At 68.1% G+C, this 23,870-nt stretch carries 22 protein-coding genes; 10 read left to right on the forward strand and 12 right to left on the reverse strand.

What is annotated here, in order from left to right:
• Positions 1-53: 53 nt before the first annotated feature.
• The 5 genes from ACP694_RS13215 to bglX all read right to left on the reverse strand — a co-directional run bounded on the left by ACP694_RS13215 (position 54) and on the right by bglX (position 8,290).
• Complete coding sequence (locus ACP694_RS13215; protein ID WP_426013046.1) at positions 54-1,070, reverse strand: helix-turn-helix domain-containing protein; 1,017 nt, start codon at positions 1,068-1,070, stop codon at positions 54-56.
• A gap of 661 nt (positions 1,071-1,731) precedes the next feature.
• Positions 1,732-3,075, reverse strand: coding sequence for an HlyD family type I secretion periplasmic adaptor subunit (locus ACP694_RS13220; RefSeq protein ID WP_426013048.1), 1,344 nt, complete (start codon positions 3,073-3,075; stop codon positions 1,732-1,734).
• Positions 3,076-3,077: 2 nt separating this feature from the next.
• Positions 3,078-4,817 carry a type I secretion system permease/ATPase gene (locus ACP694_RS13225; protein WP_426013050.1) on the reverse strand — a complete coding sequence of 580 codons (1,740 nt, stop codon included), beginning with the start codon at positions 4,815-4,817 and terminating at the stop codon, positions 3,078-3,080.
• A gap of 158 nt (positions 4,818-4,975) precedes the next feature.
• Positions 4,976-5,911, reverse strand: coding sequence for a Gfo/Idh/MocA family protein (locus tag ACP694_RS13230; RefSeq protein ID WP_426013053.1), 936 nt, complete (start codon positions 5,909-5,911; stop codon positions 4,976-4,978).
• Between the two features lie 84 nt (positions 5,912-5,995).
• The gene (gene bglX, locus ACP694_RS13235; protein WP_426013054.1) at positions 5,996-8,290 is read right to left on the reverse strand and encodes a beta-glucosidase BglX; all 2,295 of its coding nucleotides are present in this window, start codon (positions 8,288-8,290) and stop codon (positions 5,996-5,998) included.
• Between the two features lie 108 nt (positions 8,291-8,398).
• Here bglX and ACP694_RS13240 point away from each other — a divergent pair, with 108 nt between their 5' ends.
• A complete protein-coding gene (locus ACP694_RS13240) occupies positions 8,399-8,629 on the forward strand; it encodes a hypothetical protein (RefSeq protein WP_426013056.1) in 231 nt (76 codons plus the stop codon).
• 45 nt (positions 8,630-8,674) lie between these two features.
• Here ACP694_RS13240 and ACP694_RS13245 read toward each other — a convergent pair whose 3' ends face one another.
• From ACP694_RS13245 to ACP694_RS13260, 4 genes are all read right to left on the reverse strand, one after another.
• Entirely contained in the window at positions 8,675-9,568 is an 894-nt protein-coding gene (locus ACP694_RS13245; RefSeq protein ID WP_426013058.1) for an oxygenase MpaB family protein, read from the reverse strand.
• Position 9,569: 1 nt separating this feature from the next.
• Positions 9,570-11,162 carry a fatty acid--CoA ligase gene (locus ACP694_RS13250; RefSeq protein WP_426013060.1) on the reverse strand — a complete coding sequence of 531 codons (1,593 nt, stop codon included), beginning with the start codon at positions 11,160-11,162 and terminating at the stop codon, positions 9,570-9,572.
• Positions 11,163-11,252: 90 nt separating this feature from the next.
• Positions 11,253-11,726 carry a hypothetical protein gene (locus ACP694_RS13255; RefSeq protein ID WP_426013062.1) on the reverse strand — a complete coding sequence of 158 codons (474 nt, stop codon included), beginning with the start codon at positions 11,724-11,726 and terminating at the stop codon, positions 11,253-11,255.
• 97 nt (positions 11,727-11,823) lie between these two features.
• Positions 11,824-12,123, reverse strand: a complete 300-nt coding sequence (locus ACP694_RS13260) for a hypothetical protein (protein ID WP_426013063.1) — start codon at positions 12,121-12,123, stop codon at positions 11,824-11,826.
• A gap of 240 nt (positions 12,124-12,363) precedes the next feature.
• Here ACP694_RS13260 and ACP694_RS13265 point away from each other — a divergent pair, with 240 nt between their 5' ends.
• The 5 genes from ACP694_RS13265 to rutA all read left to right on the forward strand — a co-directional run bounded on the left by ACP694_RS13265 (position 12,364) and on the right by rutA (position 17,500).
• On the forward strand, positions 12,364-14,010 hold the full coding sequence (locus ACP694_RS13265; protein ID WP_426013271.1) for a sensor histidine kinase: 1,647 nt from the start codon (positions 12,364-12,366) through the stop codon (positions 14,008-14,010).
• 145 nt (positions 14,011-14,155) lie between these two features.
• Entirely contained in the window at positions 14,156-14,872 is a 717-nt protein-coding gene (gene rutB / locus ACP694_RS13270; RefSeq protein ID WP_426013065.1) for a pyrimidine utilization protein B, read from the forward strand.
• A 110-nt stretch (positions 14,873-14,982) separates the two neighbouring features.
• Positions 14,983-15,369 (forward strand): pyrimidine utilization protein C, encoded by a 387-nt coding sequence (rutC, locus tag ACP694_RS13275; protein ID WP_426013067.1) that lies wholly within the window; start codon positions 14,983-14,985, stop codon positions 15,367-15,369.
• Positions 15,370-16,170: a pyrimidine utilization protein D gene (rutD, locus tag ACP694_RS13280; RefSeq protein ID WP_426013068.1), complete on the forward strand. Its 801-nt coding sequence runs from the start codon at positions 15,370-15,372 to the stop codon at positions 16,168-16,170.
• A gap of 265 nt (positions 16,171-16,435) precedes the next feature.
• The gene (rutA, locus tag ACP694_RS13285; RefSeq protein WP_426013070.1) at positions 16,436-17,500 is read left to right on the forward strand and encodes a pyrimidine utilization protein A; all 1,065 of its coding nucleotides are present in this window, start codon (positions 16,436-16,438) and stop codon (positions 17,498-17,500) included.
• 156 nt (positions 17,501-17,656) lie between these two features.
• Here rutA and ACP694_RS13290 read toward each other — a convergent pair whose 3' ends face one another.
• Positions 17,657-18,169, reverse strand: coding sequence for an FKBP-type peptidyl-prolyl cis-trans isomerase (locus ACP694_RS13290; RefSeq protein WP_426013071.1), 513 nt, complete (start codon positions 18,167-18,169; stop codon positions 17,657-17,659).
• Positions 18,170-18,239: 70 nt separating this feature from the next.
• On the reverse strand, positions 18,240-20,171 hold the full coding sequence (locus ACP694_RS13295; RefSeq protein WP_426013073.1) for a M61 family metallopeptidase: 1,932 nt from the start codon (positions 20,169-20,171) through the stop codon (positions 18,240-18,242).
• 269 nt (positions 20,172-20,440) lie between these two features.
• Here ACP694_RS13295 and ACP694_RS13300 point away from each other — a divergent pair, with 269 nt between their 5' ends.
• Positions 20,441-21,112: a hypothetical protein gene (locus ACP694_RS13300; protein WP_426013074.1), complete on the forward strand. Its 672-nt coding sequence runs from the start codon at positions 20,441-20,443 to the stop codon at positions 21,110-21,112.
• A gap of 27 nt (positions 21,113-21,139) precedes the next feature.
• Here the strand turns inward: ACP694_RS13300 and ACP694_RS13305 are convergent, their stop codons facing one another.
• Positions 21,140-21,517, reverse strand: a complete 378-nt coding sequence (locus ACP694_RS13305; RefSeq protein ID WP_426013076.1) for a response regulator — start codon at positions 21,515-21,517, stop codon at positions 21,140-21,142.
• A gap of 201 nt (positions 21,518-21,718) precedes the next feature.
• Between ACP694_RS13305 and ACP694_RS13310 the strand changes: the two genes are divergently transcribed.
• From ACP694_RS13310 to ACP694_RS13320, 3 genes are read left to right on the forward strand one after another with little or no spacing between them, the layout of a single operon-like run.
• Positions 21,719-22,348, forward strand: coding sequence for a PepSY-associated TM helix domain-containing protein (locus ACP694_RS13310; protein WP_426013078.1), 630 nt, complete (start codon positions 21,719-21,721; stop codon positions 22,346-22,348).
• Between the two features lie 10 nt (positions 22,349-22,358).
• Positions 22,359-22,883 carry a DUF2271 domain-containing protein gene (locus ACP694_RS13315; protein WP_426013079.1) on the forward strand — a complete coding sequence of 175 codons (525 nt, stop codon included), beginning with the start codon at positions 22,359-22,361 and terminating at the stop codon, positions 22,881-22,883.
• A 15-nt stretch (positions 22,884-22,898) separates the two neighbouring features.
• Entirely contained in the window at positions 22,899-23,828 is a 930-nt protein-coding gene (locus ACP694_RS13320; protein WP_426013081.1) for a DUF4198 domain-containing protein, read from the forward strand.
• The last annotated feature ends 42 nt before the right edge of the window (positions 23,829-23,870 follow it).

Below are 23,870 nucleotides of genomic sequence, written 5' to 3' on the forward strand. Positions count from 1 at the left end.
ACGGAGACGTCGAGGCGGTCGCGCGCGTTTGCCGTGCAGATTTCGTGCAGGCCCTACCCCGCCTTGACCCTCTCGGTCCACCGTCCGAACGGGCCATCTGGCTCGTCGGGCAGGCTGGGCTGCAGCGAGCGCAGGTCGCTGGGGCGGATGTTGAACGCCTTGCGGAAGCTGCGGCTGAAATGGGCCTCGCTACTGAAGCCGCACTGGAAGGCGATCTCGCTGATGCGGCGGACCCGCTTGGGGTCCAGCAGGGCGGCGCGGGCCAGATGCAGGCGGCGGTCCCAGACATAGGCGGTGACCCCGCCCAGGGGTTCGAACAGGCGATAGAGCGTGGAGCGCGACACGCCCAGGGCTTCGCTGATCTTGGCCGGGTTCAGGCTGGGTTCCAGCAGGTTGTGCTCGACATAGCCGCGGGCGCGCAGCAGCACGGGCGACTCGCGCACCCCGAAATCGGCCCGTCCCGCCTCCATGGCCAGGCACGCGCCCAGCAGTTCGACGGTGGCGCGGGTGATGCCGGGCAGGGTCTGGGGGATCAGTTGCGGGAACCAGCGGGTCACCGAGGTCAGGTGTTCGATCAACAGGCCCGCCCGGTTGCCGTCCAGCACCATGCCATGCAGGTCGATACCCGGCACGACGGTCTGGACCTGGACGCGCGGCAGGAAGGTGGAGAGCACCTTGACCGACGTGCTGTGCAGCAGCATGGGCCGCGAAAGGTCGCAGATGCCCACCTCGCCCGGACCGGCCGCGAACGGCACGCCATCGAAGTCGCCGGTGTGCGAGCCGGCGATGTTGAACTGAACGATGTAGGCGTCGTGGCCGTCGGCGGCGATCATTTCCGGCGTACGGAACATCGTGTGGCCGCCGGTCTCGGTCACATAGAAGGCGTGGTCGCCCAGACGCAGCGAGGTGATGCTGGCGGTGAAGCCGGGCTCGGGGTCGCGGGCGTCCAGCGCGACGAGCACTTCACGCCGGTAATAGTCGTGCCGCTCTTCGGCCGGTACGCTCCGGGTACTGAAATTCGACCGGGCGAGGGACGGCAGCCCCGCGCGCGGCTGTTCGAAATCGCTCATGTGTCCCCCCGTTAGCCATAGTCGCTGATTTACGAGACCCGCCCCATGCGGGCGTTCGTCGCATGGGGCGAGACAGGTTTGTCCTTTGAGACAAGCGGTCAAGGAAAAGGGACCCGCATGTAACGTTTGGCGCGCCGAACGCCTTCCTGGTATCCAGCCATCGGGAGAACGTTGGTCGATGACGCGAGCGCTCCGGGAAGACTTTCGTCCCGACGCGACGGCCGCTGGCGACATCGGTTCGAAGAACGGCGCACCGCCCAGGCCAGAGACTGGCTGTTTGTCAGCGCCGCCAAACCCTGTGGGGGAAACCAACTGAAGGCGGGCCTTGGGGGGGGCCTTTTTTGTTTCCGCGGATCCGCCGGGGACGTCATCGAACTGCCGCCGCGTTCCTTCTCCCCTTGCGGGGAAAGTGGCGGCGTAGCCGACGGATGACGGGTCGACGGGCGGCTACCGAAGCGTTTTCACAGCATTGCCGATAGGCTGGCGCGACCCCTCATCCGACCTGCTTCTCAGGCCACCTTCTCCCGCAAGGAGAGAAGGGAAGGTCCACGCCCGTCCAAGAGCATTTCCCGACCTGACTGCGTCAGGCCGTGAGCTCTAATCTTTTGTTTTGACGCACTTTTCTTCACGCGAACCGGAACCACTTCGCTCGAAAAATGCTCTAGTGCTCGCGGCCCATCCGCCAGAAGGTCTGGGTCAGGGGCTCCAGCAGATAGGCCAGGGCCGAGCGCTTGCGGAGGGGGATCAGCACCTCGACCGGCAGGCCGGCCTGCAGGCCCGACTGCGCGCCACGGATCTGGCGGATCTTGTCAAGCTCCTCGGGCGGGGCCGCCACCTCGGCCCGGAAATACTGCACCCCACTCTTCTCGTCGGTGAAGCTGTCGGCCGACAGCTCGGTCAGGGTGCCGTTCAGCAGCGGCAGGTCGCGTTCGTGCAGCGAGGTGAAGCGAATCTGGGTCTTCTGGCCGGGCTGCAGGTCGTCGGCGTCATTGGGCGAGACCTTGGCCTGGATCACCAGCCGCCGGTCCTGAGGCACGATCTCCATCAGGGTCTGGCCCGGCGCCGCCACGCCGCCGACGGTGAAGACATTGAGGCCCACCACCTTGCCGCTGCTGGGCGCGCGGACTGTGGCGCGGGCCAGCTGTTCGCGAGCGGCCAGCACCTTGGGCTGCAGGTCGTCCAGCCGCACCTGCACGTCGCGCAGTTGGCCGGAGACCTCCTCCATCATCTGGCGTTCCAGCGACAGGGTCTGCAGGCGGGTTTCGCCGATCTGCTCGTTGGATCGGGCGATCTGGGCCCGATAGGCCCCGTCCTCGCCGGTCAGGGAGGCGGCGCTGCGCTGCAGGGCCAGAACGCGGGTCTTGGGCGCATAGCCCTTGCTGGCCAGTTCCTGAACACCGGTCAGCTCCTCGGCGATCAGTTTCTGCTGCTCGCGATTGGCGTCCAGCTGGCGCTCGGCGCCGTTGGTCTGCTGGCCCAACTGAAGGACGCGCTGGTTGAGCACGCCGCGCTGGGTGTTCAGCGAACCGCGACGGGCCTGGAACTGCTGGCGCTGCAGGCGCAGGGAGTCCTCGGCGAGGGGCTTGTCCTCGGGCGCCAACGTGGCGAACTCCGGCGGGACGGCGATCGTGGGGCGGCGGTCGCGCTCGGCCACCAGGCGGGCGCGCTGGGCCAGCAGGGTCAACATCTCGCCGGTCATGCCGCGTTCGCTGGCCCGCAGTTCCGACGCCGACAACTCGACCAGGATCTGGCCCTTGACCACGGTCTGGCCTTCCTTGACCCGGATGCCGGTAACCACCCCGCCTTCACGATTTTGTACGGCTTGGCGGTTCCCCGACACGGCGACCACGCCGTGGGCATAGGCCCCGGCGTCCAGCGGCGCGAACGCCGCCCAGCCCAGGAAGCCGACGAAGAACACGCCAGCGACCACCGCGCCGAGACGGATCATCAGGGCCGGATCGTCAGAAATCCGCGCCGTCGCCAGGGCGGTGTTGGGAGACGGCACGGTCATCGCTTGGCGGCCCGCAGGGACATGGCGTTGCCGTTGGTGGCAGGACGGGGCGGGGTCTTGGCGGCCGCAGCCATCTGGGCGATGACCTCGGCTCGCGGCCCGATCCGCTCGACCTGTCCGTCGCGCAGAACCAGCAGGCGATCGGCGATGTTGAGGATGCCCGTGCGGTGGGCGATGATCATGATCGCCGCGCCCCGGGCCTTGGCAGCCAGGATCGTTTGGTTCAACGCCGCCTCGCCCTCGGCGTCGAGCGCCGAATTGGGCTCGTCCAGCACCAGCAGCGGCGGACTTTCATAGAGGGCGCGGGCCAGGGCCACGCGCTGGGCTTGACCCGCCGACAGACCGCGACCGCCCGGCCCGAGCACGGTGTCGTAGCCATTGGGGAAACGCAGGATCAGCTCGTGCACGCCCGCGGCCTGGGCGGCTGCCACCACGGCGGCGTCGATGACGGCGGGATCACCGCCCGCCCAGGCCGCGAAGCGCGAGACATTGTCCTTGATCGAACCGGCGATCAGGGCGGAGTCCTGCGGCAGATAGCCGATGAACCGCCCAAGGCGATCGCCGTCCCAATCGTTCATTTTGGCGCCGTCCAGCCGAACCGCGCCGGCGTCGGGCGTGATCGCGCCGGCGGTCACGCGGGCCAGGGTGGATTTGCCGGCGCCGCTAGGGCCGACAACCCCGAGGATCTCGCCCGGCGCCAAGCGTAGGGACACGCCGCGCAGCAAAAGTGGGCCATCGCCGGGCGCGCGGATCACCACCTGCTCAAGGGTTAGGAGTCCCGAGGGCGCTGGCAGCAGCGTGCTCGGCAATTCAAGGTTCTGGGCTGGAAACAGCTTGATCAGGTTGTTGAGCGCGCCGCGCGCCTGGCCCACCGTGGTCCAGGCGCCGACCATCTGCTCGATCGGCTGCAGGGCCCGGCTCATCAGCACGGAGGCGGCGATGATCGAACCCGCCGAGATCTGCCGGTCCACCGCCAGCCAGGCGCCCAGGCCCAAGGCCGCCGACTGCAGGAACATTCGGGTGAACTTGGTGGCCGCCGAATAGCCGCCGCCGGTGAACTGGGCCTTGGCGGTCAGGTCCAGGCCCTTGCGGCGGTCGACCAACTGTCGCTCGCCCAGGGCGCCGCGCATGCCCAAGGCGCGCACCACCTCAGCGTTGGCGGCGACGGCCTCTTGCGAGGCATAGGCCTGGGCCTGGGCCAAGAACGCCTCGCGGGCCCGCAGGCGAGTGGCGCGCTCGTTGAGGACAGCCAGGGCTACCAGGATCGCGCCGCCGACGATGGTCATCGCGCCGAGGGCCGGGTGGATCATGAAGGCCACGATCACGTAGATCGGTGTCCAGGGGATGTCGAAGGCAGCGATGGCGATGGGGCCGGACAGGGCCTGGCGAACGATGTCGAACTCGCGCATGCCCTGCGACGACGAGCCGGGCGACAGGGCGCTCATCAGCCTCTGCAGGATGTCGCCGGCCAGCAGGCGATCCACGCGCAGGCCGGCCAGGGTCAGCAAGCGCGAACGCACCGACTCCAGCGCCGTCTGGGTGCCCAGGGCGAAGGCCACAACGAGGGTCAGGTAAAGCAGGGTGAGGCGGCCCTCGGTCGGCACGACCCGGTCATAGACCTGCATCATGTAGATGGTCGGGGCCAGCAGCAGCAGATTGATCATGGCGCTGAACACCGCCGCGGCCATGAAGTGCGGCCTGCAAGCTCGCAAGGCGGCGGCCAGCGGCGGCGGCAAGGGGGCGTCCAGGAACTTCAGCCTAATCTCTCCCCAGGCCGCGCGCTCGTTCCGACACCCTGGTCGGCCGTCAACGTTACGCTCCGGACGGTACCTAACGTCCGGGGCCCCTTCTATGCAAGAGAACGTCGCCCAGGTTGCAGGGCGGCGCGACCTTGCTATTCCACGAAGGCGGGAGCGGCGACGCGGCGTCCCAGCAGGAAAGCGTCCGCCACGTGCCGCAGGGGCGTGACATCGACGTCCGACGCGCCGGTCGCGATCAGCTCGGCGAACCGGGTGTAGAGGCTCGGATACTCCGCCTCTGGCTGCTCGTGCATCAGGAGGCCGTCGATCCAAAGCTTGGACCCGCCGTGCGACAGCCGCAGGGCGCCGCCGTCGGTGTCGACCTCGATGTCCCAGCTCTGCGGGCCGGTCTGCAGGAAGTCGAACACTGCGGTGATCGGCACGCCCGCCGTGTCGACAAAGTCCAGCTCGGCGGCGATTGGCGACTGGCGGTTCTCGGGAACGTGCAGGGTGGCGCTGGTCAGGAAGAACGACCGGGGCAGGATGGCGGTGGCGATCGACAGGGCGTTGATGCCGGGGTCGAAGACGCCCAAGCCACCCGGCTCCCATATCCAGTCCTGGCCGGGATGCCAGACGCGGACGTCCTCTTTCCAGATGATGCGGGCGGCGCTGATCCTCCTGCCGGCTAGCCAGTCGCGCGCGGGGGCGACGGCGGGGGCGTGGCGCGAGTGCCATGTGGCCTGCAGGGTGACAGCCTTCGCTTGCGCGAACTGCCGCAGGTCCTCGACCTCGCTCAGCGTCGCGCCGGGGGGCTTTTCCAGCATCACGTGCTTCCCCGCTTCCAGCGCCTGGCGGGCCAGGCCGTGGCGCACCTGGGGCGGGGTGCACAGCGTCACGGCGTCGAAGGCGACCTCGCTGGCCAGTAACTCATCGAGGGTGTGGAAGCTGGGTAGGCCCGGCTGTTCGGCGTGGCGGCTGACGATCGCTACCAGCTCGAAGCACGGGTCGGCGGCCATGGCCGGCAGGTGCTGGTCACGGGCAATCTTGCCCAGGCCGATCAGGGCCACGCGGATGGGGGTGGCGGCGGTCATGGGGCCTCGCGAACTCCGGGGACTTTATTTGTAGGATGAATGATGGGTGGGGCTCGAGATGTCAAATAGCCTCCACAAACCCGCTCATCCCCCCAACAACTCGAAACTCGCCGCCAAGCCATCCACGGCGTTATTGGCCACCCACAGGTCGAACATCCCCGGCTCGGCGATCCAGCGATCGTTCTCGCCGAAGAACATCAGCGCGCCGCGCTCCAGGCTGAAGCGCACCTCGCGCTTCTCGCCGGGCTTCAGGGCCACCCGGATGAAGCGCTTCAGCTCGCGCACCGGCCGAGTGCGGCTGGCGACCCGGTCATGCACATAGAGCTGGACCACATGCTCGCCCGCCACCTTGCCCATGTTGGTGACATTGGCGGTGATGGCCAGCTTGTCGTCCCAGGCCAGGCGCGTGGTCGACAACCGCACATCGCTGAGCGCGAACGGCGCATAGCCCAGGCCATGGCCGAACGGATAGAGCGCCTCGTTGCGGGTGGTGCGCCAGCGGGCTTTGTACTCCTGGCTGTCGTCGGCCTGGGGCGCGGGCCGGCCGGTGGTGCGGTGATTGTAGAAGAACGGCTCCTGGCCGCTCTCGTGCGGGAAGCTGACCGGCAGGCGGGCCGACGGATTGACCTTGCCAAACAACACATCGGCCACCGCGTGGCCGGTCTCGCTGCCCAGGAACCAGGTGGCGAGGATCGCCGGCGCGGCCTTGACGGCCCCCTCCAGCACCAGGGCCCGCCCGTGACGCAGCAGCACCACCGTCGGCTTGCCCACCGCGCCGACCAGGTCGGCCAGTTGCTGCTGGACGCGCGGCAGGCCGATCTCGGTGCGCGATTGGGCCTCGCCGGACATGTTCTGCCCCTCGCCGACCGCCAGCAGCACGATGTCGGCCGCCCGCGCCGCCGCCACTGCCTGGTCGAAGCCGCCGCGGATGGTGGCCTCGACATCGCAGCCGCGGGCGACGGTCAGCGACGCCGAATCGGCCAGGGCCTCGCGGATGCCGGTGGCCAGGTCGACGCTCAGGCCCGGATCGCCGAAAAAGGCCCACGGGCCCAGGATGTTGGCGCGGTCCTCGGCGAACGGCCCGATCAGAGCGATGCGCTTGCCCTGGGTCGCCAGGGGCAGCAGGCCGCCATCGTTCTTCAGCAGGACGATGGATCGCGCGCCCGCTTCCCGCGACAGCGCCCGCGCCGCCGGGGTGGCGGTTTGGGCGGCCTGGACCTTGGGGTTTATCGAGCGGAACGGCCGGTCGAACAGGCCGACGGCCTCCTTCAGGCTCAGCACCCGGCGCACGGCGGCGTCGACGACCGCCATCGGCACGCGCCCCTGGGCGACCAGCTCGGGCAGGTAGCGGCTGTAGAGCCCGCTCTGCATGCTGATATCCACCCCGGCCAGGATCGCCAGCCGCGCGGCGTCCCTGTCGTCGGCGGCGTAGCCGTGGGCCACCAGCTCCTGGTCGGCGGTGTAGTCGGAAATCACCACGCCCTTGAAGGCCCATTCGCCGCGCAGGACATCGGTCAACAGGTGGCGGTTGGCGGTGGAGGGCACGCCGTTGATGTCGTTGAAGGCCGACATCACCGTCAGGCAGCCGGCGTCGAAGGCGGCCTTGAACGGCGGCAGGTGCACCTCGCGCAGGGTCTCGTCTGAGATGTCGACGGCGTTGTAATCGAGCCCGGCCATCACCGCGCCATAGGCAGCGAAGTGCTTGGCGGTGGACAACAGGCTGTCGGGGGCGGTCAGGTCGCGGCCCTGGAAGCCGCGCACCCGGGCCTGGGCCATCACCTCGCCCAGGAACACGTCCTCTCCGGCGCCCTCGGCCCCCCGGCCCCAGCGCTGGTCGCGGGCCACGTCGACCATCGGGGCGAAGGTCCAGTGCAGGCCGTGAGCGCTGGCCTCGACGGCGGCCGCCCGGGCCGTGCGCTCGGCCAGGACAGGGTCGAAGCTCGCCGACTCGGCCAGGGGGATGGGGAAGATGGTCTTGAAACCGTGGATCACATCGGCGGCCAGCAGCAGCGGAATGCCCAGGCGCGACTGTTCGACGGCGGCGGTCTGGGCCAGCAAGGCGCCCTCGACGCCCACCCCATTCATCAGCACGCCGATCCTGCCGGCCCGGGTGTCGGCCAGGATCTGCTGGGTGTTGCGGGCGTTGACCGCCGGATTGATGTCGCCGACCGGCGGACGGATCGTGTCGGAATAGCACGAGAGCTGACCGGCCTTTTCCTCAAGGGTCATCTGAACGATCAGAGCCTCGACGCGCGGCGAGGCCGCCCGGGCGGAGCCGGCTCCCGCCCCCACCGAGATAACGGCGAACCCCGCCAGACCTGCGGCGCCGGCCATGAACTCGCGCCGACCCAGGCCCTGCCGCCCGCCACCATCCGCCATGGAATCTTCCTAACTGAAGCTTTGGCGCAACCTCGCCAGAAACACCGACCGGTGCAATGGTGCGTTACCTGTGGGGCGAACGAACGTCCAATTCTTGAAGAGGCTCCCATGACCGTACGCTGGCGCATTGATGTCCGACTGGGCGACGCCCCGCCCCAGGCGCCGCTCCGCAGCATGGTGGTCGAGGCTCCCACCGAGGTCGAGGCCCTGCGGCTGGTGCTGGTCCAGGCCGAGCAGGACCGCGACAACGCCGCGGAGCTGTTGCAGGACGGGCAGGAGGAGGTGTTCTCCCGCACCGAGGTCGAGGGCCGCACGGAGCACCAGGGGAATACGGACTAGCGGGCGGCGCAGTCTTAAAAACCTTCTCCCGGAGAGGAGAGGGTCTCATTTGCGCCGATACAGATAATCCGCCGGCAGTCCCATCCGCAGGCACGCCTCCACCGCTGGCATGCCCTTGATTGGTAAACGATCGGCCGCCGCGCCGGCCCAGCGCACCAACCGGCCCTCCACCGGCCCCAGGTCCCACTCAGGCCCAAGCCCCACGACCGCCCGAACCTCCGCCGGGGTGATCGCCACCGCCGCTCGGATCAGCGCGCCCTGCAGGCCTTGTAGTGGCGCTGGCAGGATCGCCGTCTGGCGCATCAGGTCCAGGAACTCAAACACGATCTCGTGTCGCTCGAGCTTCGGCAGCATGGCCACGAGCTGAGCCTCCCATCCCACCACCGAACCCGGCGCCCCCACGGCGCCGTAGAGGGCGGCCGCCGGCGCCGCCTCGGCGTAGAAGCGGTCGCGTTCGTCGTCAGTCAGCGGGGCGGCGTAGGCGCGGTAGGCCTCCAGGAAGCCGAAGCTGGCGGTGGCCTGCACCCAGTCCAGCAGCTCGACGTCGTTGGCGCGGTAGGTGGCGCCGGTTGGAGTATCGCCCGCCACCCGGTCATGCATCCGCCGCACGCCGGCGATCATCGTCTCGGCGGCCGATCGCGCGCCATAGACCGTGACCATCGCCGCCAGGCCCGTGCGCTTGAGACGCGGCAGGGGATCGGTGCGAAAACTGCTGTATTGCCAGACCCCCGTGCGCACGCGCGGCTCGGCGAGTTCCAGGATCACCGCCGCAACGCCGCCGACGAATAGCGAGACCGGGTTCTTGAACACCCGCCACGACACCGAGTCCGGGGCGGCCAAGGCGGGCTCGCCGGCCGGCTGGCGGAAGTCGATGCGTGGCCCGGTCTCCGGCTGGATCAGACCCTGAACGAAGCTCGCCAGGCGACCGCCGTCGGCCATGCTAGTTCACGCGCCTTTCCTTGCCAGCCCAGTACGGTTCGCGCAGTTCGCGGCGCAGGATCTTGCCCGAGGCGTTGCGCGGCAGGACCTCGACGAAGTCGATGGTCTTGGGCGCCTTGAAGCCGGCGATGCGGGTGCGGGCGAAGGCGATGATGTCGTCCGGATCGGCCGGGGCGCCGGGCTTGAGCGCCACCACCGCCTTGACCGCCTCGCCCCAGGTGTCGTCGGGCACGCCGATCACCGCCACCTCGGCGACGTGCGGATGACCGTAGACGGCGCTTTCGACCTCGGCGGGATAGATGTTCTCGCCGCCGCTGATGATCATGTCCTTCACCCGGTCGTGAATGAACAGATAGCCGTCGCCGTCGATATAGCCGGCGTCGCCCGTGCGCAGCCAGCCGTCGGCGGCGATGGTCTCGGCGGTGGCCTCGGGCAGTCTCCAATAGCCGGCCATGTTGGCGGGCGAACGGACCGCGATCTCGCCGACCTCGCCCGGCGGCAGGGCCTGGCCGCTCTCGCCGAGCACCTTCAGCTCCACGCCCGGCATCGGCAGACCGGCCGAGCGCATGCGGGCGTTGCCGGCCGGGTCGTGGTCCTGTGGCGGCAGATAGACCACCGTGCCGGTCGTCTCGGTCATGCCGTACTGCTGGACGAAGCCGCAGCCGAACACCTCGAGACACTCGCGCAGCAGGTCCAACGGGATAGGCGCGGCGCCGTAGAGGATGTGGGTTAGGCGGCTGTAGTCAACCTGGCGGGCGCTCGGCAGGCGGACCACGATCTGCAGGGCCGCCGGCACCATGAACATCTTGGAGATCTGGTCCTTCTCGATGAAGTCCAGCACCTTGGTCGGGTCGAACTCGCGGGCCACCACGCCCTTGGCGCCGTTAACCAGGCCGACCACGCCCCAGCCGGTGCCGCCGATATGGGCCACCGGCATGGCCACCAGGCTGACATCGTCCGGACCCCAGCGGTTCCAGTCCATGTCGGCGGCGGCGGCCAGCTTGCGCGGCCCCAGGATGTTGTCGTGGGTCAGCATCGCGCCCTTGGGGCGGCCGGTGGTGCCCGAGGTGTAGAGCTGCACGGCGATATCAGCCGGCATGATCCGCGCGGTCGGCGCATCGGCGGAGGCGGCGTCGCGCCAGGTGGCGAAGTCGGGATGGCCGTCCTCGCCGGGCTCCATGGCGATCAGCAGCGGCTGGTCGAGAATCAGGGCCGCCACGTCCTGGACATGGGCGATCAGTTCGGGGCCGACGAACACCATGCGGGCCTCGGCGTCGCCGAGGATGTAGGCGATCTCGCGCGGGGCCAGGCGCCAGCCGATCGGAGCCAGCACCACCCCGGCCTTGGCCGCGCCGAACAGCAGCTCGAAATAGTGGTCGCTGTTCTTGCCGACATAGGCGATGCGGTCGCCGGCGCTCAATCCCTCCGCCAACAGGGCGTTGGCGACCTGGTCGGTGTGGCGGTCGAAGTCGGCGAAGCTCGTCGAGCGCCCTTCGAACACCAGGGCCGTGGCCTCCGGGCGCACATCGCGATGGTAGCGCGCCACGTCGCCAAGGGTGGTCATGCGGTCGAAATCGACGGCGGGTCCGGACATGCTCACAGGGCTCCTCGCGCGGTTCCGAGGCGATCTAGGCGCCGCCTTCGGTTCAGAAAACCCAGGATGAAGGCCATTTCCGGTTCAGGGCTAGGGGAAAACGCTCGTTTTCGACACGGCCTTGGGTCCAAGGCGTCGAGCATTGGCTGTCGCGGCGGCGTGCACCGGGGTGATCATCGCCGCCTGCCAGGCCATGCTTAGCGACATCATTCGTCCCCAAAAGGCCATCGCCGCCATGGGCGCGGCCACGGGAGCGGCCACCACGCCGAGGCCCGGCGCCTTCCAGGCCTCGCCGAGATAGCGATTGGAGTCCGCCACCATCGCCAAAAGACCCGCGCCGCCCGCCGCCGCGCCGCGCGCGAAGGCCAGGGGCTTTTCGGACACCATCTTGGTCAGTTCGGCGTAGTCGCCGCGCATCGGGTCGCGCAAAGCCTGGGCGATCATCGGCGTGCGCGCGCCCACCACCTGCCACGAGGCCAGGGCCAGTTCTCCAGCCGTCGTGGCCAGGCAAAACGCGTCGACGACGGTGGCCGTCTTGCGGCGGGTCTTGCGGGGCTTGGTCATGCGAGAACAACGCGGCGCGAGCCGGGTTTGCTCCGCGCAATATAAAGACCGGCCCCGCACAAGCGGGGCCGGCCCTTCAGTCTTCGACGGCGAACGCTTAGTGGGCGGCGTCCTTGGCCTTGTCGCCGGCCTTTTCGGCCTTGTCGCCAGCCTTCTCGGCTTGGTCGCCCGCGGCGGCGGCGGCGTCGCCGGCGGCCTTCTGGGTGGCTTCGTCGCCGGTCGCGGCGGCGGTGGCGCTGGCCTGGGCGGCGGTCTCGGCGGCGGCTGCGGCCTGTTTGCTGGACATGGCGGCGGCGTCGCTGGCGGCGGCGGCCTTCTGGGCTTCCTCGGCCTTGTTCTCGCAGGCGGTGGCGGTCAGGGCGAGGGCGGCGACGGCCGCGATGGTGACGATGCGCATGGTGTGATGTCTCCCAAAATCCCCGACATCTTCGCCGTGGGTACGCAAATGAATTCCAAGCGCGGCCGAAGGTTGCCGTGAAGCTCGCGCGACGCTCGAGGACGCGGAAGCGCTTGACCCGACGCGGCCGGCATTCTCTGTTGGCGGCGGATACAGCAGGGTGAGCGCGTCCGTTTGGCGAAAGAGACAGTCCAAGCCAGCCCGCCGGCGGCCAGCACGGTGCGGCGGCGCCTGCTGCTGATGGCCCTGAGCCTGGTGGTTCCGGCCATGGTCTTCATGGCCCTGCTGGCGCGCGCCGAATATTCCGACAGCCGCGCCCGTGATGAGCGGCAACTGGTCGCCACGACCCGGGCCCTGGCCCTGGCCACCGACCGCCAGATCGGCCAGGGGCAGAGTATCCTGCAGACCCTGGCGGTCTCGCCCGCCCTGATCGCCGGCGACCTCCCGACCTTCGAGCGCCAGGCCCGCGCGGCGGTGCAAGGCGGCGATGGCTGGGTCGTGCTGCTCGACGGCCAGCGCCAGTTGCTCAACACCCAATCGCCGCCCGGCGCCGCCCTGCCCCCGTCGAAGACGCCGCCCTATCGCTGGGAGGCGGTGCGCTCGGGCCGAACCGCGGTCTCGAACCTGGTCCTGAGCGCCGATCCCAGGCAAGCCTTCGTGGCGATCGACATGCCGGTGATCGTCGATGGCCATTTGCAAGACCTGGCCTACATCCAGTCGCCCAAGGCCTTTTCGTCGATCTTCGCCGCCCAGAACATCCCGCCGACCTGGGTGGCGACCATTGTCGATCGAAGCCATTCGGTGGTGTCGCGGTCTCGCGACCAGGACCGCTTCCTGGGCCACAAGGCCAGCGGCAGCATGCGGGCGGCCTTGGCCCGGGGCAATGACGGCGTGATCCTGAGTCGGACCCTGGACGGCACGCCCACCCTCTCGGCCTTCAGCCGATCGCCGACCAGCGGCTGGGCGTTCATCATCGGCGTGCCGCGCGCCGAGTTGGATCGGGCCAACTGGGTTTCGGTGGGTCTGTTGACCCTGGCGGGCCTGGTGCTGTTGGCCATCGGCGCGACCGTGGCCTCGCTGTTCTCGCGCGATATCTCGGTGGCGGTGCGCGGCCTGGTGATCGACGCCAAGGCCGTGGCGGCCGGCGAGACGGTGTCGACCGCCCCCGACAGCCTGAAAGAGATCGCCGAGGTGCGCGCCGCGCTGCACGACGCCGCCGCCCAGCTGCGGGCCCGCGAGGCCGACGAGCATCGCGCCCGCCAGCGCCAGCGGCTGATGATCAACGAGCTGAACCACCGGGTGAAGAACACCCTGGCCACGGTCCAGTCCCTGGCCCGCCAGAGCCTGGGGCGCCCGGACGATGTGCCCGGCCTGCCGGCCTTCAACGAGCGCCTGCTGGCCCTGGCGAGGGCCCACGACCTGCTGACCAAGAGCGTCTGGGAAGGGGCCGACCTGGAGGATATCCTGCACCAGACGCTGGAGCCCTACGAGGGCCAGACCGTGTTGGCCGGCCCGCCGGTCGCCCTGTCGCCCAACGCCGCCCTGGCCCTGTCGATGGTGTTCCACGAACTGGCCACCAACGCCGTCAAATATGGCGCGCTCTCGGCGCCCGAAGGCTCGGTGACAATCGTCTGGCACGCCGATCCGCGCGCCATCCATCATGTCACCCTGCACTGGGAGGAGCGCGGCGGTCCCACCGTCTCGGCCCCCAGCCGTTCGGGCTTCGGCTCGCGCCTGATCGCCGCCAGCCTGAAGTCCGACCTGGGCGGCGAGGCCAGGTTCGACTATCGGCCCACGGGCCTGGTCTGCGTGCTCAGCTTGTCTCTACCCAAGCCGCCGGCGGGCGCGAAGCCTGAAACGCCTGAGACGGGCGTCGGTAATGAGTAAGCCATTTCTGAATTAGCCCAAGACTTGGGCGCCCCATGGGGCACTTGGCGTTCGGCGATCATCGATCGATTGCGCCGCGTCTCGCGATGGTCTTACCTGCGTCGCTCACCTCTAGGGCCATCCTTGACCGCAGGAATGAGCGCGCATGACGACACCCGACACCCTGATGCTGCCGGCCCGCCCCGAGCCGATCGCCCTGCCGGTCGACAAGACGGCCGTGATCGTCATCGACATGCAGAACGCCTATGCTTCACCGGGCGGCTATCTCGACCTGGCGGGCTTCGACATCAGCGGCGCGGCCGCCGTGATCGACAAGATCAAGGACGTGCTGGACGTGGCGCGCGGCGCGGGCATGCCGGTGATCTATTTCCAGAACGGCTGGGACAGCGACTATGTCGAGGCCGGCGGTCCGGGCTCGCCCAACTTCCACAAGTCCAACGCGCTCAAGACCATGCGCGCCCGGCCCGAACTGCTGGGCAAGCTGCTGGCCCGAGGCGGCTGGGACTATGAGCTGGTCGACGCTCTCAAGCCCCAGCCCGGCGACATCCAGCTGCACAAAACCCGTTACAGCGGCTTCTTCAATTCCCAGCTCGACAGCGTGCTGCGCTCGCGCGGCGTCCGTCATCTGGTGTTCGTGGGGATCGCGACGAACGTCTGCGTCGAGTCGACGCTGAGGGACGGCTTCTTCCTGGAATATTTCGGCACGGTGCTTGAGGACGCCACGCATCAAGCGGGCCCGGACTTCGTGCAGAAGGCGGCGCTCTACAACATCGAGACCTTCTTCGGCTGGGTATCGACGACCGCAGACTTCAAGGGGGCGGTGGGGCAGCAGCAACCGTTGTCATCCCGGACAAGCGCGTAGCGCGCAGATCCGGGACCGACGCGTGAACGCAGGCGCTTCCGGCGGTCCCGGATCGGCGGCCCTGCGGGCCCTGTCCGGGATGACACGCTTTTGAGAATCTGGAGAGAGACATGCCCAAGACCGTCATCACCCCGCCCGGCACGGGTACGCCCATCGCCCCGTTCTCGCCCGGAACCCTGGCCGACGGGATCGTCTATGTCTCGGGCACCCTGGCCTTCGACAAGGACAACAATGTCGCCCATGTCGGCGACGCTTCGGCCCAGACGCGGCAGGTGCTGGAGACCATCAAGTCGGTGATCGAAACCGCCGGCGGCACGATGGAGGACGTGACCATGAACCACATCTTCCTGAAGGACTGGGCCGACTACGCCGCCATCAACCTGGTCTATGCGGAATACTTCCCCGGCGAGAAGCCCGCGCGCTATTGCATCCAGTGCGGCCTGGTGCGGCCCGACTTCCTGGTCGAGATCGCCACCGTCGCCCACATCGGCAAGTAGATGAATTCCGGAACCGTCGACGGCCTGTACCACGAGGTCAATGGCGGCCCGGCCGCCGATCGCCAGACGGTGATCCTGTCGGCCGGGCTCGGCGGCTCCGGGGCCTTCTGGGCGCCGCAGATGGACGCGCTGCTCGAGCGGTTCTGCGTGGTGCTCTACGACCATCGCGGCACGGGCCGCAGCGCGCGGATCCTGACCGACCCGCACACCGTGGCGGCGATGGGCGAGGACATCGTCAAGGTCATGGACGCCATCGGCCTGGAGCGCGCCCACGTGGTCGGCCACGCGGCGGGCGGCAATGCCGGCCTGGCCATGGCGCTGACCCACTCGGACCGCATCGGCAAGCTGGTGGTGGTCAACGGCTGGTCGCGGCCCGACCCGCACATCAAGCGCTGTTTCGACACCCGCCTGGCCCTGCTGAACAACACGGGGATCGCGGCCTATGTGCACGCCCAGCCGCTGTTCCTCTTTCCTGCCGACTGGCTGAGCGCCAACCACGCCCGGCTGGAGGCCGAGGAGGTTCACCATATCCAAGGCTTCCCGGATCCCGACGTGATGCGCGCCCGCATTCAGGCGCTCCTGGATTTCGACATCGACGCCGACCTGCCGCGCATCGCCTGCCCCGTGCTGGTCAGCGCCAGCGCCGACGACATGCTGGTGCCGCTGTCCTGCTCGCGCCGCCTGGCCGAGCGCCTGCCCCACGCCACGCTCGACATCGCACCCTGGGGCGGCCACGGCTTCACGGTGACGGCGGCGGAGGCGTTCAACGCGACGCTCGTCGATTTTCTGGAGGGGGCGTGAGGTGTTTTTGCACGCCCCAAGCCGCCTTCCTGGCGAAGGCCGGGACCCAGATTCATCCTGAGCGGCTCGTGGGTTTCACCTAGAGCATCGCGCGGAAAAGTGGCAACCGGTTTTCCGCAAAAGCGATGCGAAAACAAAAGTCTAGAGCAAGCCGTGCGATTCCTATATCGCGCGGCTTGCTCTGGGCCCCGGCCTTCGCCGGGGAGACGGAAAATGGGCGAGTGATCGCTCAACACAACATCAAGCTTAGGCAGGGGGAATTGATATGGAAATCGGCGTCTTCATTCCGATCGGCAACAACGGCTGGCTGATCTCCGAAGCGGCTCCGCAGTACATGCCGACGTTCGAGCTCAACAAGGAGATCGTCCAGAAGGCGGAGACCTACGGCTTCGACTTCGCCCTCTCGATGATCAAGCTGCGCGGTTTTGGCGGCAAGACCCAGTTCTGGGAGCACAATCTCGAGAGCTTCACCCTGATGGCCGGCCTGGCGGCCGTGACCAGCAAGATCAAGATTTTCGCCACCGCCGCCACCCTGACCATCCCGCCGGCCATCGTGGCGCGCATGGCCTCCACGATAGATTCGATCGCCCCGGGCCGGTTCGGCATCAACTTGGTCACCGGCTGGCAGAAGGCCGAATATGACCAGATGGGCCTGTGGCCGGGCGAGGGCCACTATACCGATCGCTACAACTACCTGGCCGAATACGCGACGGTGCTGCGCGAGCTGCTGGAGACCGGGGTGTCGGACTTCAAGGGCAAGTACTTCCAGATGACCGACTGCCGGGTCAGCCCCCATCCGAAGGACACCAAGCTGATCTGCGCGGGCTCGTCGAACGAGGGCCTGGCCTTCACCGCAAAGTATGCCGACTACAGCTTCGCCCTGGGCAAGGGGATCAACACCCCCACCGCCTTCGGCTCGGTCAATGACCGCCTCAAGGCCGCCGCCGACAAGACCGGCCGCGACGTGGCCTCCTACATCCTGTTCATGATCATCGCCGACGAGACCGACGAGGCCGCCATGGCCAAGTGGCAGGCCTATCGCGCCGGCGCCGACCAGGAGGCGCTAGCCTGGCTGACCAACCAGGCCGCCCCCAACGCCGCCGCCGGTTCCACCACCAACACCGCCCAGCTGGCCGCCCCGGAATCGGCGGTGAACCTCAACATGGGCACCCTGGTGGGGTCGTATGAGAGCGTCGCCCGCATGCTCGACGAGGTCGCCGCCGTCGACGGCACGGCCGGCGTGCTGCTGGTGTTCGACGACTTCGTTGCGGGGGTGGAGAACTTCGGGACGCGGATTCAGCCGCTGATGAAATCAAGGGCGGGGATTTAGGTGGCTCACTGACTTGCCTCCACCTGACGGCTTCGCCGTCTGTCCACCCCCATAGGGGGCGGAGCTCAGGTCGCGCGAAACTCCGCTCCCTGTGGGGGCGGACAGGCGACGCAATCGCCAGGTGGGGGCAAGTGCGCCGCCACTCCAGCCCCTTTTCTAATCCACCGCCAGCATCCCGATCAGCTGCAGGCGGAACACCAGCACGCTGTTGGCCGGGATCGGACCGGTGTTGCGTTCGCCGTAGCCTAGGCTGGCCGGGATCCACAGGGTCCATTCATCGCCGACATGCATCAGCGGCAGGGCCTCCATCCAGCCCGGGATGAGCCCGTCCGACGGCATGATCGCCGCCTTGCCGCGCTCGAACGAGCTGTCGAACACCGTGCCGTCCAGCAGCTTGCCTTCGTAATGCACCTTGATGATGTCGCCGAGCTTGGGCGACGGGCCGGTCTTCGGACCCGAGGTCGTGATCTTGTATTGCAGGCCCGAGGCGGTGGTGATCACGCCGGGCGCCTTGGCGTTCTTCACCATGAACGCCTGACCGTCGGCCAGGGTCTTGGCGGTGTCGACCGCAACCGACAGCTGCGGCGGCGGCGGCGGCGAGGCCTGCCGCGCCAGGGCGGGGCTCGACAACAGGCAAAGGCCCAGGGCCAGGGCGGCGATACGGTTCATCGGAAACTCGCGACAGGGACGAAAAGGAAAGACGCCCCGACCTTCGCATGAAAGCCGGGGCGAAATCAGCCTACTTCCGCGCCGCGTAGATATCATCCAGCCGCGCGGGCGTGCCCTCGATCCGCTCCAGGCGCGGATACTTCAGGCCGCCGGCATAGTCGATCTTCACCGTGCGATAGCGCTCGCCGTCCTTGATCAGCAGCTCGACCGGCGCGGCGCCGGTCTTGGCCGTGGCCTTGACCGCGTCCTTCAGGCCGTCGTCGCTATAGGCCGTACCGTTGACCGCCACGAGGGTCTCGCCGGCCGTCAGGCCCGCCTTGAAGGCCGGGGTGTCCCAGTTGACGGCCGACAGCACGCCTAGCGCGCCGACCGTAACGCCCAGCGAATAGCTGAGATTGACGACCTTGCCGCGCGTTTCGGCCGCCTTGAAGAACTCGGTGGGCGTGTCGGTATAGAGCAGCTTGTAGCCGCCGCGTGTCAGGCCATCCAGCGGGGCGCGCGCCGAGAGCCCCTGGATGCGGGTCTTCAGAAAGCTTGACCAATCATAGGGAACCACGCCGTTCAGCGTCGTGACCACGGTTTCGAAGTCGTAGGTCAGCGGCACGTAGGAGCCGTTCTCGACGCCGAAAAAGGCCTTGGCAAAGTCGTCCAGCGACTTCTTGCCGCCGGTCTTCTCGCGGATCAGGGTGTCGGCGTCGAGCCAGACCAGCTGGCCTTCCGAATAATAGTCCTCGCTCCGCTGCCAGCTGGTCCACGAGGCCGGCTTGCGATTGGCGATGATCGGGTCGTTGGTGGTGTCTTCCACATTGCGCCAGTTGCGGCCGGCGCGAGTGTCATAGAGGGCGGCGGTCATGGCCAGAGAGTCCAGGCCCTGCTGCTTGGTCTGCAGGCCCGAGCGGGCGGCCAGTACGTTGCCCCAATACTGGGTCTGGCCCTCATAGACCCACATCAGGCTGTCGCGCATCGGCTCGTTCAGCGTCGGGGTATAGAGGTCGGCGGCGCGGCGGAACTTGCCGTTCCACGAGTGGGTGTATTCGTGGGCCAGCAGGTCGCGGCCCACATAGGTCTTTTCCCAGTCCGTGAAGTATTTGGGGGTGACGCCATTTTCGCTGGAGCGGTGATGCTCCAGACCAATGCCGCCCATCTTGTCGGTCAGGGCCAGCAGGAAGTCGTAGTGGTCATAGTGGTGCGCGCCGTACAGCCTGTAGGCCTGCTGCACGAGGTTGCGATGGATTTGCAGGGCTTCCGGCTTGATCTCCAGCAGATCGGGCTTGTCGGCGACGATGTTCAGCCGCACCGGCGTAGCCGCGCCCGGGTCCAGGTCGATCTGCTTGAAATAGCGGCCGGCGAACATCGGCGAATCGACCAGCGTCTCGAAGGTGGTGGTCTTGAAGGTGGTGGTCTGGCCGCTGGCCGAGGCCTTCTCCAGCGCGGTGCCGAAGCCCCAGCCTTCCGGCAGCTTGACGGTCGGTTCGATCTGAATGCCGCGCATGTAGTAGCCGGCCGGGTAGAAGCCCAGCTGCAGCCACTGCACGTTCAGCATGTCGTCGGTCACCAGGATACGGCCGACATCGGCCTTCACAGGGGTCAGGAACTGGAAGCTGACCTGCACTTCGGTCGCGCCGGCCGGCACGTCGAAATGGAAGGCGTGGACGGCGACCGGGTCGCGGGTCCAGGGCAGGGTCTTGCCGCCGGCGGTGATGACGAGACCCGCTAGCTTGTCCAGGTCGTTGCGCGGCGAGTGTCCGCCGGGAACCCACTGCGGATAGAGGATGGTCATCGGGCCGGGCTTGGCGACCGGGATCGTCTCGCGGACCTGGAAGATCTTGCGGTCCAGATCGGTGGCGTCGACCGACAGTTTCAGCACGCCGGGATAGGCGATATCCTGGGCGGCCGCGATCGGCGGGGTGGGCGGCGCCTGGACGGGCACGCGGTCCTGGGCGGAAGCGCCGCCCGTCAGAACCAGGGCGAGAGCGGAGGCGGTAAGGAACAGCGTTTTCAAAAAACGACCCCAATGCGACGCGCGGGCATGCTCCCACGACGAAAGGCAGGATACTTCTCCCCTAAGGCCGGCCTTGTCGAGGTCGCCTTTTGCAGAGACTACCGGGTTCGCTCCCTTTTTGACGGCCGCCCACGCAGCGGGCTCCTCCTGCCCCTGACCGACCCGCGTTAGCTGACAGGTCTGAAGCCGGCGTAGCGGGGACAACTATGGCTGGATGTCAGGCGCTGGATTTGGCAAAACTGACCGCACTGTTCATCGAGACGAGAACCATGAGTTGGACCTCCAAACCTCTGACCGTCTCCTTGGGTGTTTTCGCGCTTCTCGCGCTTTCACCGCTTTCCGCCCAAGCCCAGGCCACCTCGCGGACCTGTCAGGGGCAGGCCGGCGAGACACCGGGGCCGGCCTGCCTCGTCGCCCACCAGGATCTGGGGACGCCGCCGCCGGGGCCGCTCTACTGGAACATCTATACGTTCGCCGACCTGCCCGCCGCCGAACGCGTCAGGCCGCCGCACGGCGCCGTCGTTCAGGCCTTTGGCCGGGTCTGGCTCTTCGATGTGGGGGGCAAGGGCCTTGAACGCGAGGGCGGACGCCATCTGGCCGACATCGGCCCGCTGCCGATCGAGGCGGCGCCGGGCGAGCTTAGCGCCGAATATCTGAAATCGACCTTCGCGCCTGGCATGACCGCGCCGGTGCATGTGCATTCCGGACCCGAAGCCTTCTATGCAATCCGTGGCGCAAGCTGTCTGGAAACGCCCGCCGGCGTTCAGGTCGCCCGAGGCGAAGGCCACTCGCTGATGGTGCCGCGTGGCCCGCCCATGCTGCTGATGGCGATTGGCCGAGAAACGCGGCAGGGCTTCGCCCTGATCTTGCATGGCGAAGGCAGTCCGCCGACGACCCTCACCTCGGACTGGACGCCCAAGGCGCTGTGCCCAAAGGATTGAGGGATCGAGGCCGCCTGGCTGCGGACTTTACGCGGCCAGCGCGCCGCCGACGAAGCGCTCTTCCAGCGCCCGCACCGCGCTCAGCAGGCGGCCGGGGGTGATCGGCTTTTCCAGGCGGGCGTCGCCGCGCTCGTCGGCTTGCATCGAATGCTCTTCGCGTCCCGAGGCCAGCAGCACGGCCGTGCGCGCGCCGCGACGACGGCGGGTGGCCTTGATCAGCTCGCCGCCGTTCATGCGGGGCATGAAGAAGTCGGTGATCAGCAGGTCGGGATCGAAGGCGTCCATGGCCTCCAGCGCCTGCTGCCCGTCGCGGCACACCAACACGTCGAAGCCCGCCTCGCTCAGGGTAATCTCGTGAAGGGTCGCCAGCAGGATATCGTCCTCGGCGACTAGGATTTTCTGCACGCGACGGCCCCCGGCTTTTCTTAACAACACATGAACAGATCTAGTCTCCGAGGCCGGGTCCGTCCCCGTGCGCTATCGTCGCAGGCGCCGTATTTGGGAGGCCGCAAAGCCGAGATCAGACCCTTCGCAGAGCTTGCTCTTGCAAGTCGTTCTCAAACATGGGCATGAAGCTGCGCTCCTCCTCCCCCCGACCCGGATAACGTGAAGACCGCTCCCGCTCCGCAACGCCGCTCGTTCTGGCTCAAGCAACTGCACCAGTGGCACTGGATCAGCGCGGCCCTGAGTTTGGTCGGCCTGCTGGGCTTCGCCGTGACGGGATTCACCCTCAACCATGCCGGCCAGATCGAGGCCAAGCCCGTGGTCATCGACCACAAGGCCACCCTGCCCGCCGACCTGATCGCCCTGCTGGCCAAGGGCCCGACCGAGGGCAAGCGCCCGCTGCCGATCCGGGTCGAGACCTGGCTGGACAAGGCCGTCGACGCCGACATCGCCCGCCGCGACGGCGAGTGGACGGCGGAAGAAGTCTATGTCGCCCTGGCCCGTCCCGGAGGCGACGCCTGGATCAGCATCGACCGCGAAACCGGCGCGGTGGAGCACGAGAAGACCACGCGCGGCGCGATCAGCCTGCTGAACGACCTGCACAAGGGTCGCAGCGCCGGCAAGGCCTGGGGCTGGTTCATCGACATCTTCGCCGGGGCCTGCGTGATCTTCGCGGTCACCGGCCTGATCCTGCTGCAGTTCCACGCGCGGGCCCGGCCCCTGACCTGGCCCTTGGTGGCCGGCGGCCTGGTGATCCCGCTGCTGCTCGTCATTCTTTTCGTCCACCTGTGAGCGTCCATCCATGAAGCGCACCCTGTCCCTGCTGACTTTCTCGGCTCTTGGCGCCGGCGCGGCCGTCGCGACCCCGGCCCTGGCCGCCGACCTTAATGTCACCGTCGAGGTGCCGCGCCTGACGGTCGCGGAATATCACAAGCCCTATGTGGCCATCTGGGTGGAGGCGCCGGACGCCTCGGCCGCAGCGACGCTGGCGGTCTGGTATGACGCCGACTCCAAGGAGGACAAGGGCGTCAAATGGTTGAAGGACATGCGCCAGTGGTGGCGCAAGGCCGGCCGCACCATGAGCTTCCCGGCCGACGGCCTGAGCGGCGCCACCCGCGCGCCCGGTCCGCAGAAGCTGGTGTTCAGCGGCGCCAAGGGACCGCTGAAGGACCTCAAGCCCGGTCAGTATAACCTGGTCGTCGAGGCCGCTCGCGAGGTCGGCGGCCATGAGGCCGTCCGCGTGCCCTTTGCCTGGGGCAAACCCGGCAAGCCCGCCTCCGCCAAGGGGACAGCCGAACTCGGCGCCGTCACCGTCGCCGTCAAATAGAAGAGAGAAAACGCCATGACCTTCAAGAAGCGCCTTCTCGCCGTCGCCGCGTCCATGACCCTGGGCGGTTTCGTCCTGGCCCTGCCCTTCGCGGCCCAAGCCCATCGCGGCTGGATCGCGCCCACGGCCACCGTGCTGTCGGGCGACATCTGGGTCAGCTTCGACGCGGCGATCTCGAACGAGCTGTTCTATGCCGACCATAACCCGATGCGGCTGGACGGCGTGGTCGTCACCGCGCCGGACGGTTCGGTCGACAAGATTCAGAACGCCCTGACCGCCAAGTACCGCTCGACCTTCGATGTCCAGCTGACCAAGCCGGGCACCTACAAGATCGGCACGGCCTCGGCCAATATCATGGCCAGCTGGACCGAGAACGGCGCGGTCAAGCGCTTCCGCGGCACGCCCGAGGACTTCGCCAAGCAGGTTCCGGCCGGCGCCGCAGACCTGAAGACGATCAAGAGCTTCAACCGCAACGAAACCTTCGTCACCCGTGACGCCCCGACCACCACGGTGTTCAAGCCGACCGGCAAGGGCCTGGAACTGATCCCGGTGACCCATCCCAACGACCTGGTGTCGGGCGAGGCGGCGACCTTCAAGTTCCTGTTAGACGGCAAGCCGGCGGCCGATCTGGAGGTGACCTTCGCCCCCGGCAGCGCTCGCTATCGCGCCACGCCGGACGACTTCAAGGTCAAGACCGGCGAGGACGGCAGCTTCAAGGTCACCTTCCCGGAGGCCGGCCTCTACTGGATGAACGCTGTCGCGCGTTCCGGCGAGACCGGTCGTCGCGCCGGCGGTGAAGGCGGCGGCCCTGGTGGTCCCGGTGGCGCGCCCGGCGGTCCTGGCATGGGCGATCCTGGCGCCGGTCAGCAAGGCCCCGCCACGCCCCTGGCGGGCGACGGCACGAGCGCCAGCTACACCGCCACGCTCGAAGCGCTGCGGCCTTAGTCGGCCAACACTCCACGTCGTCAATCCCCCGACCTGTCCGGG

The organism is Caulobacter sp. DWR2-3-1b2 (genome assembly GCF_049896345.1).
GTDB lineage: Bacteria > Pseudomonadota > Alphaproteobacteria > Caulobacterales > Caulobacteraceae > Caulobacter.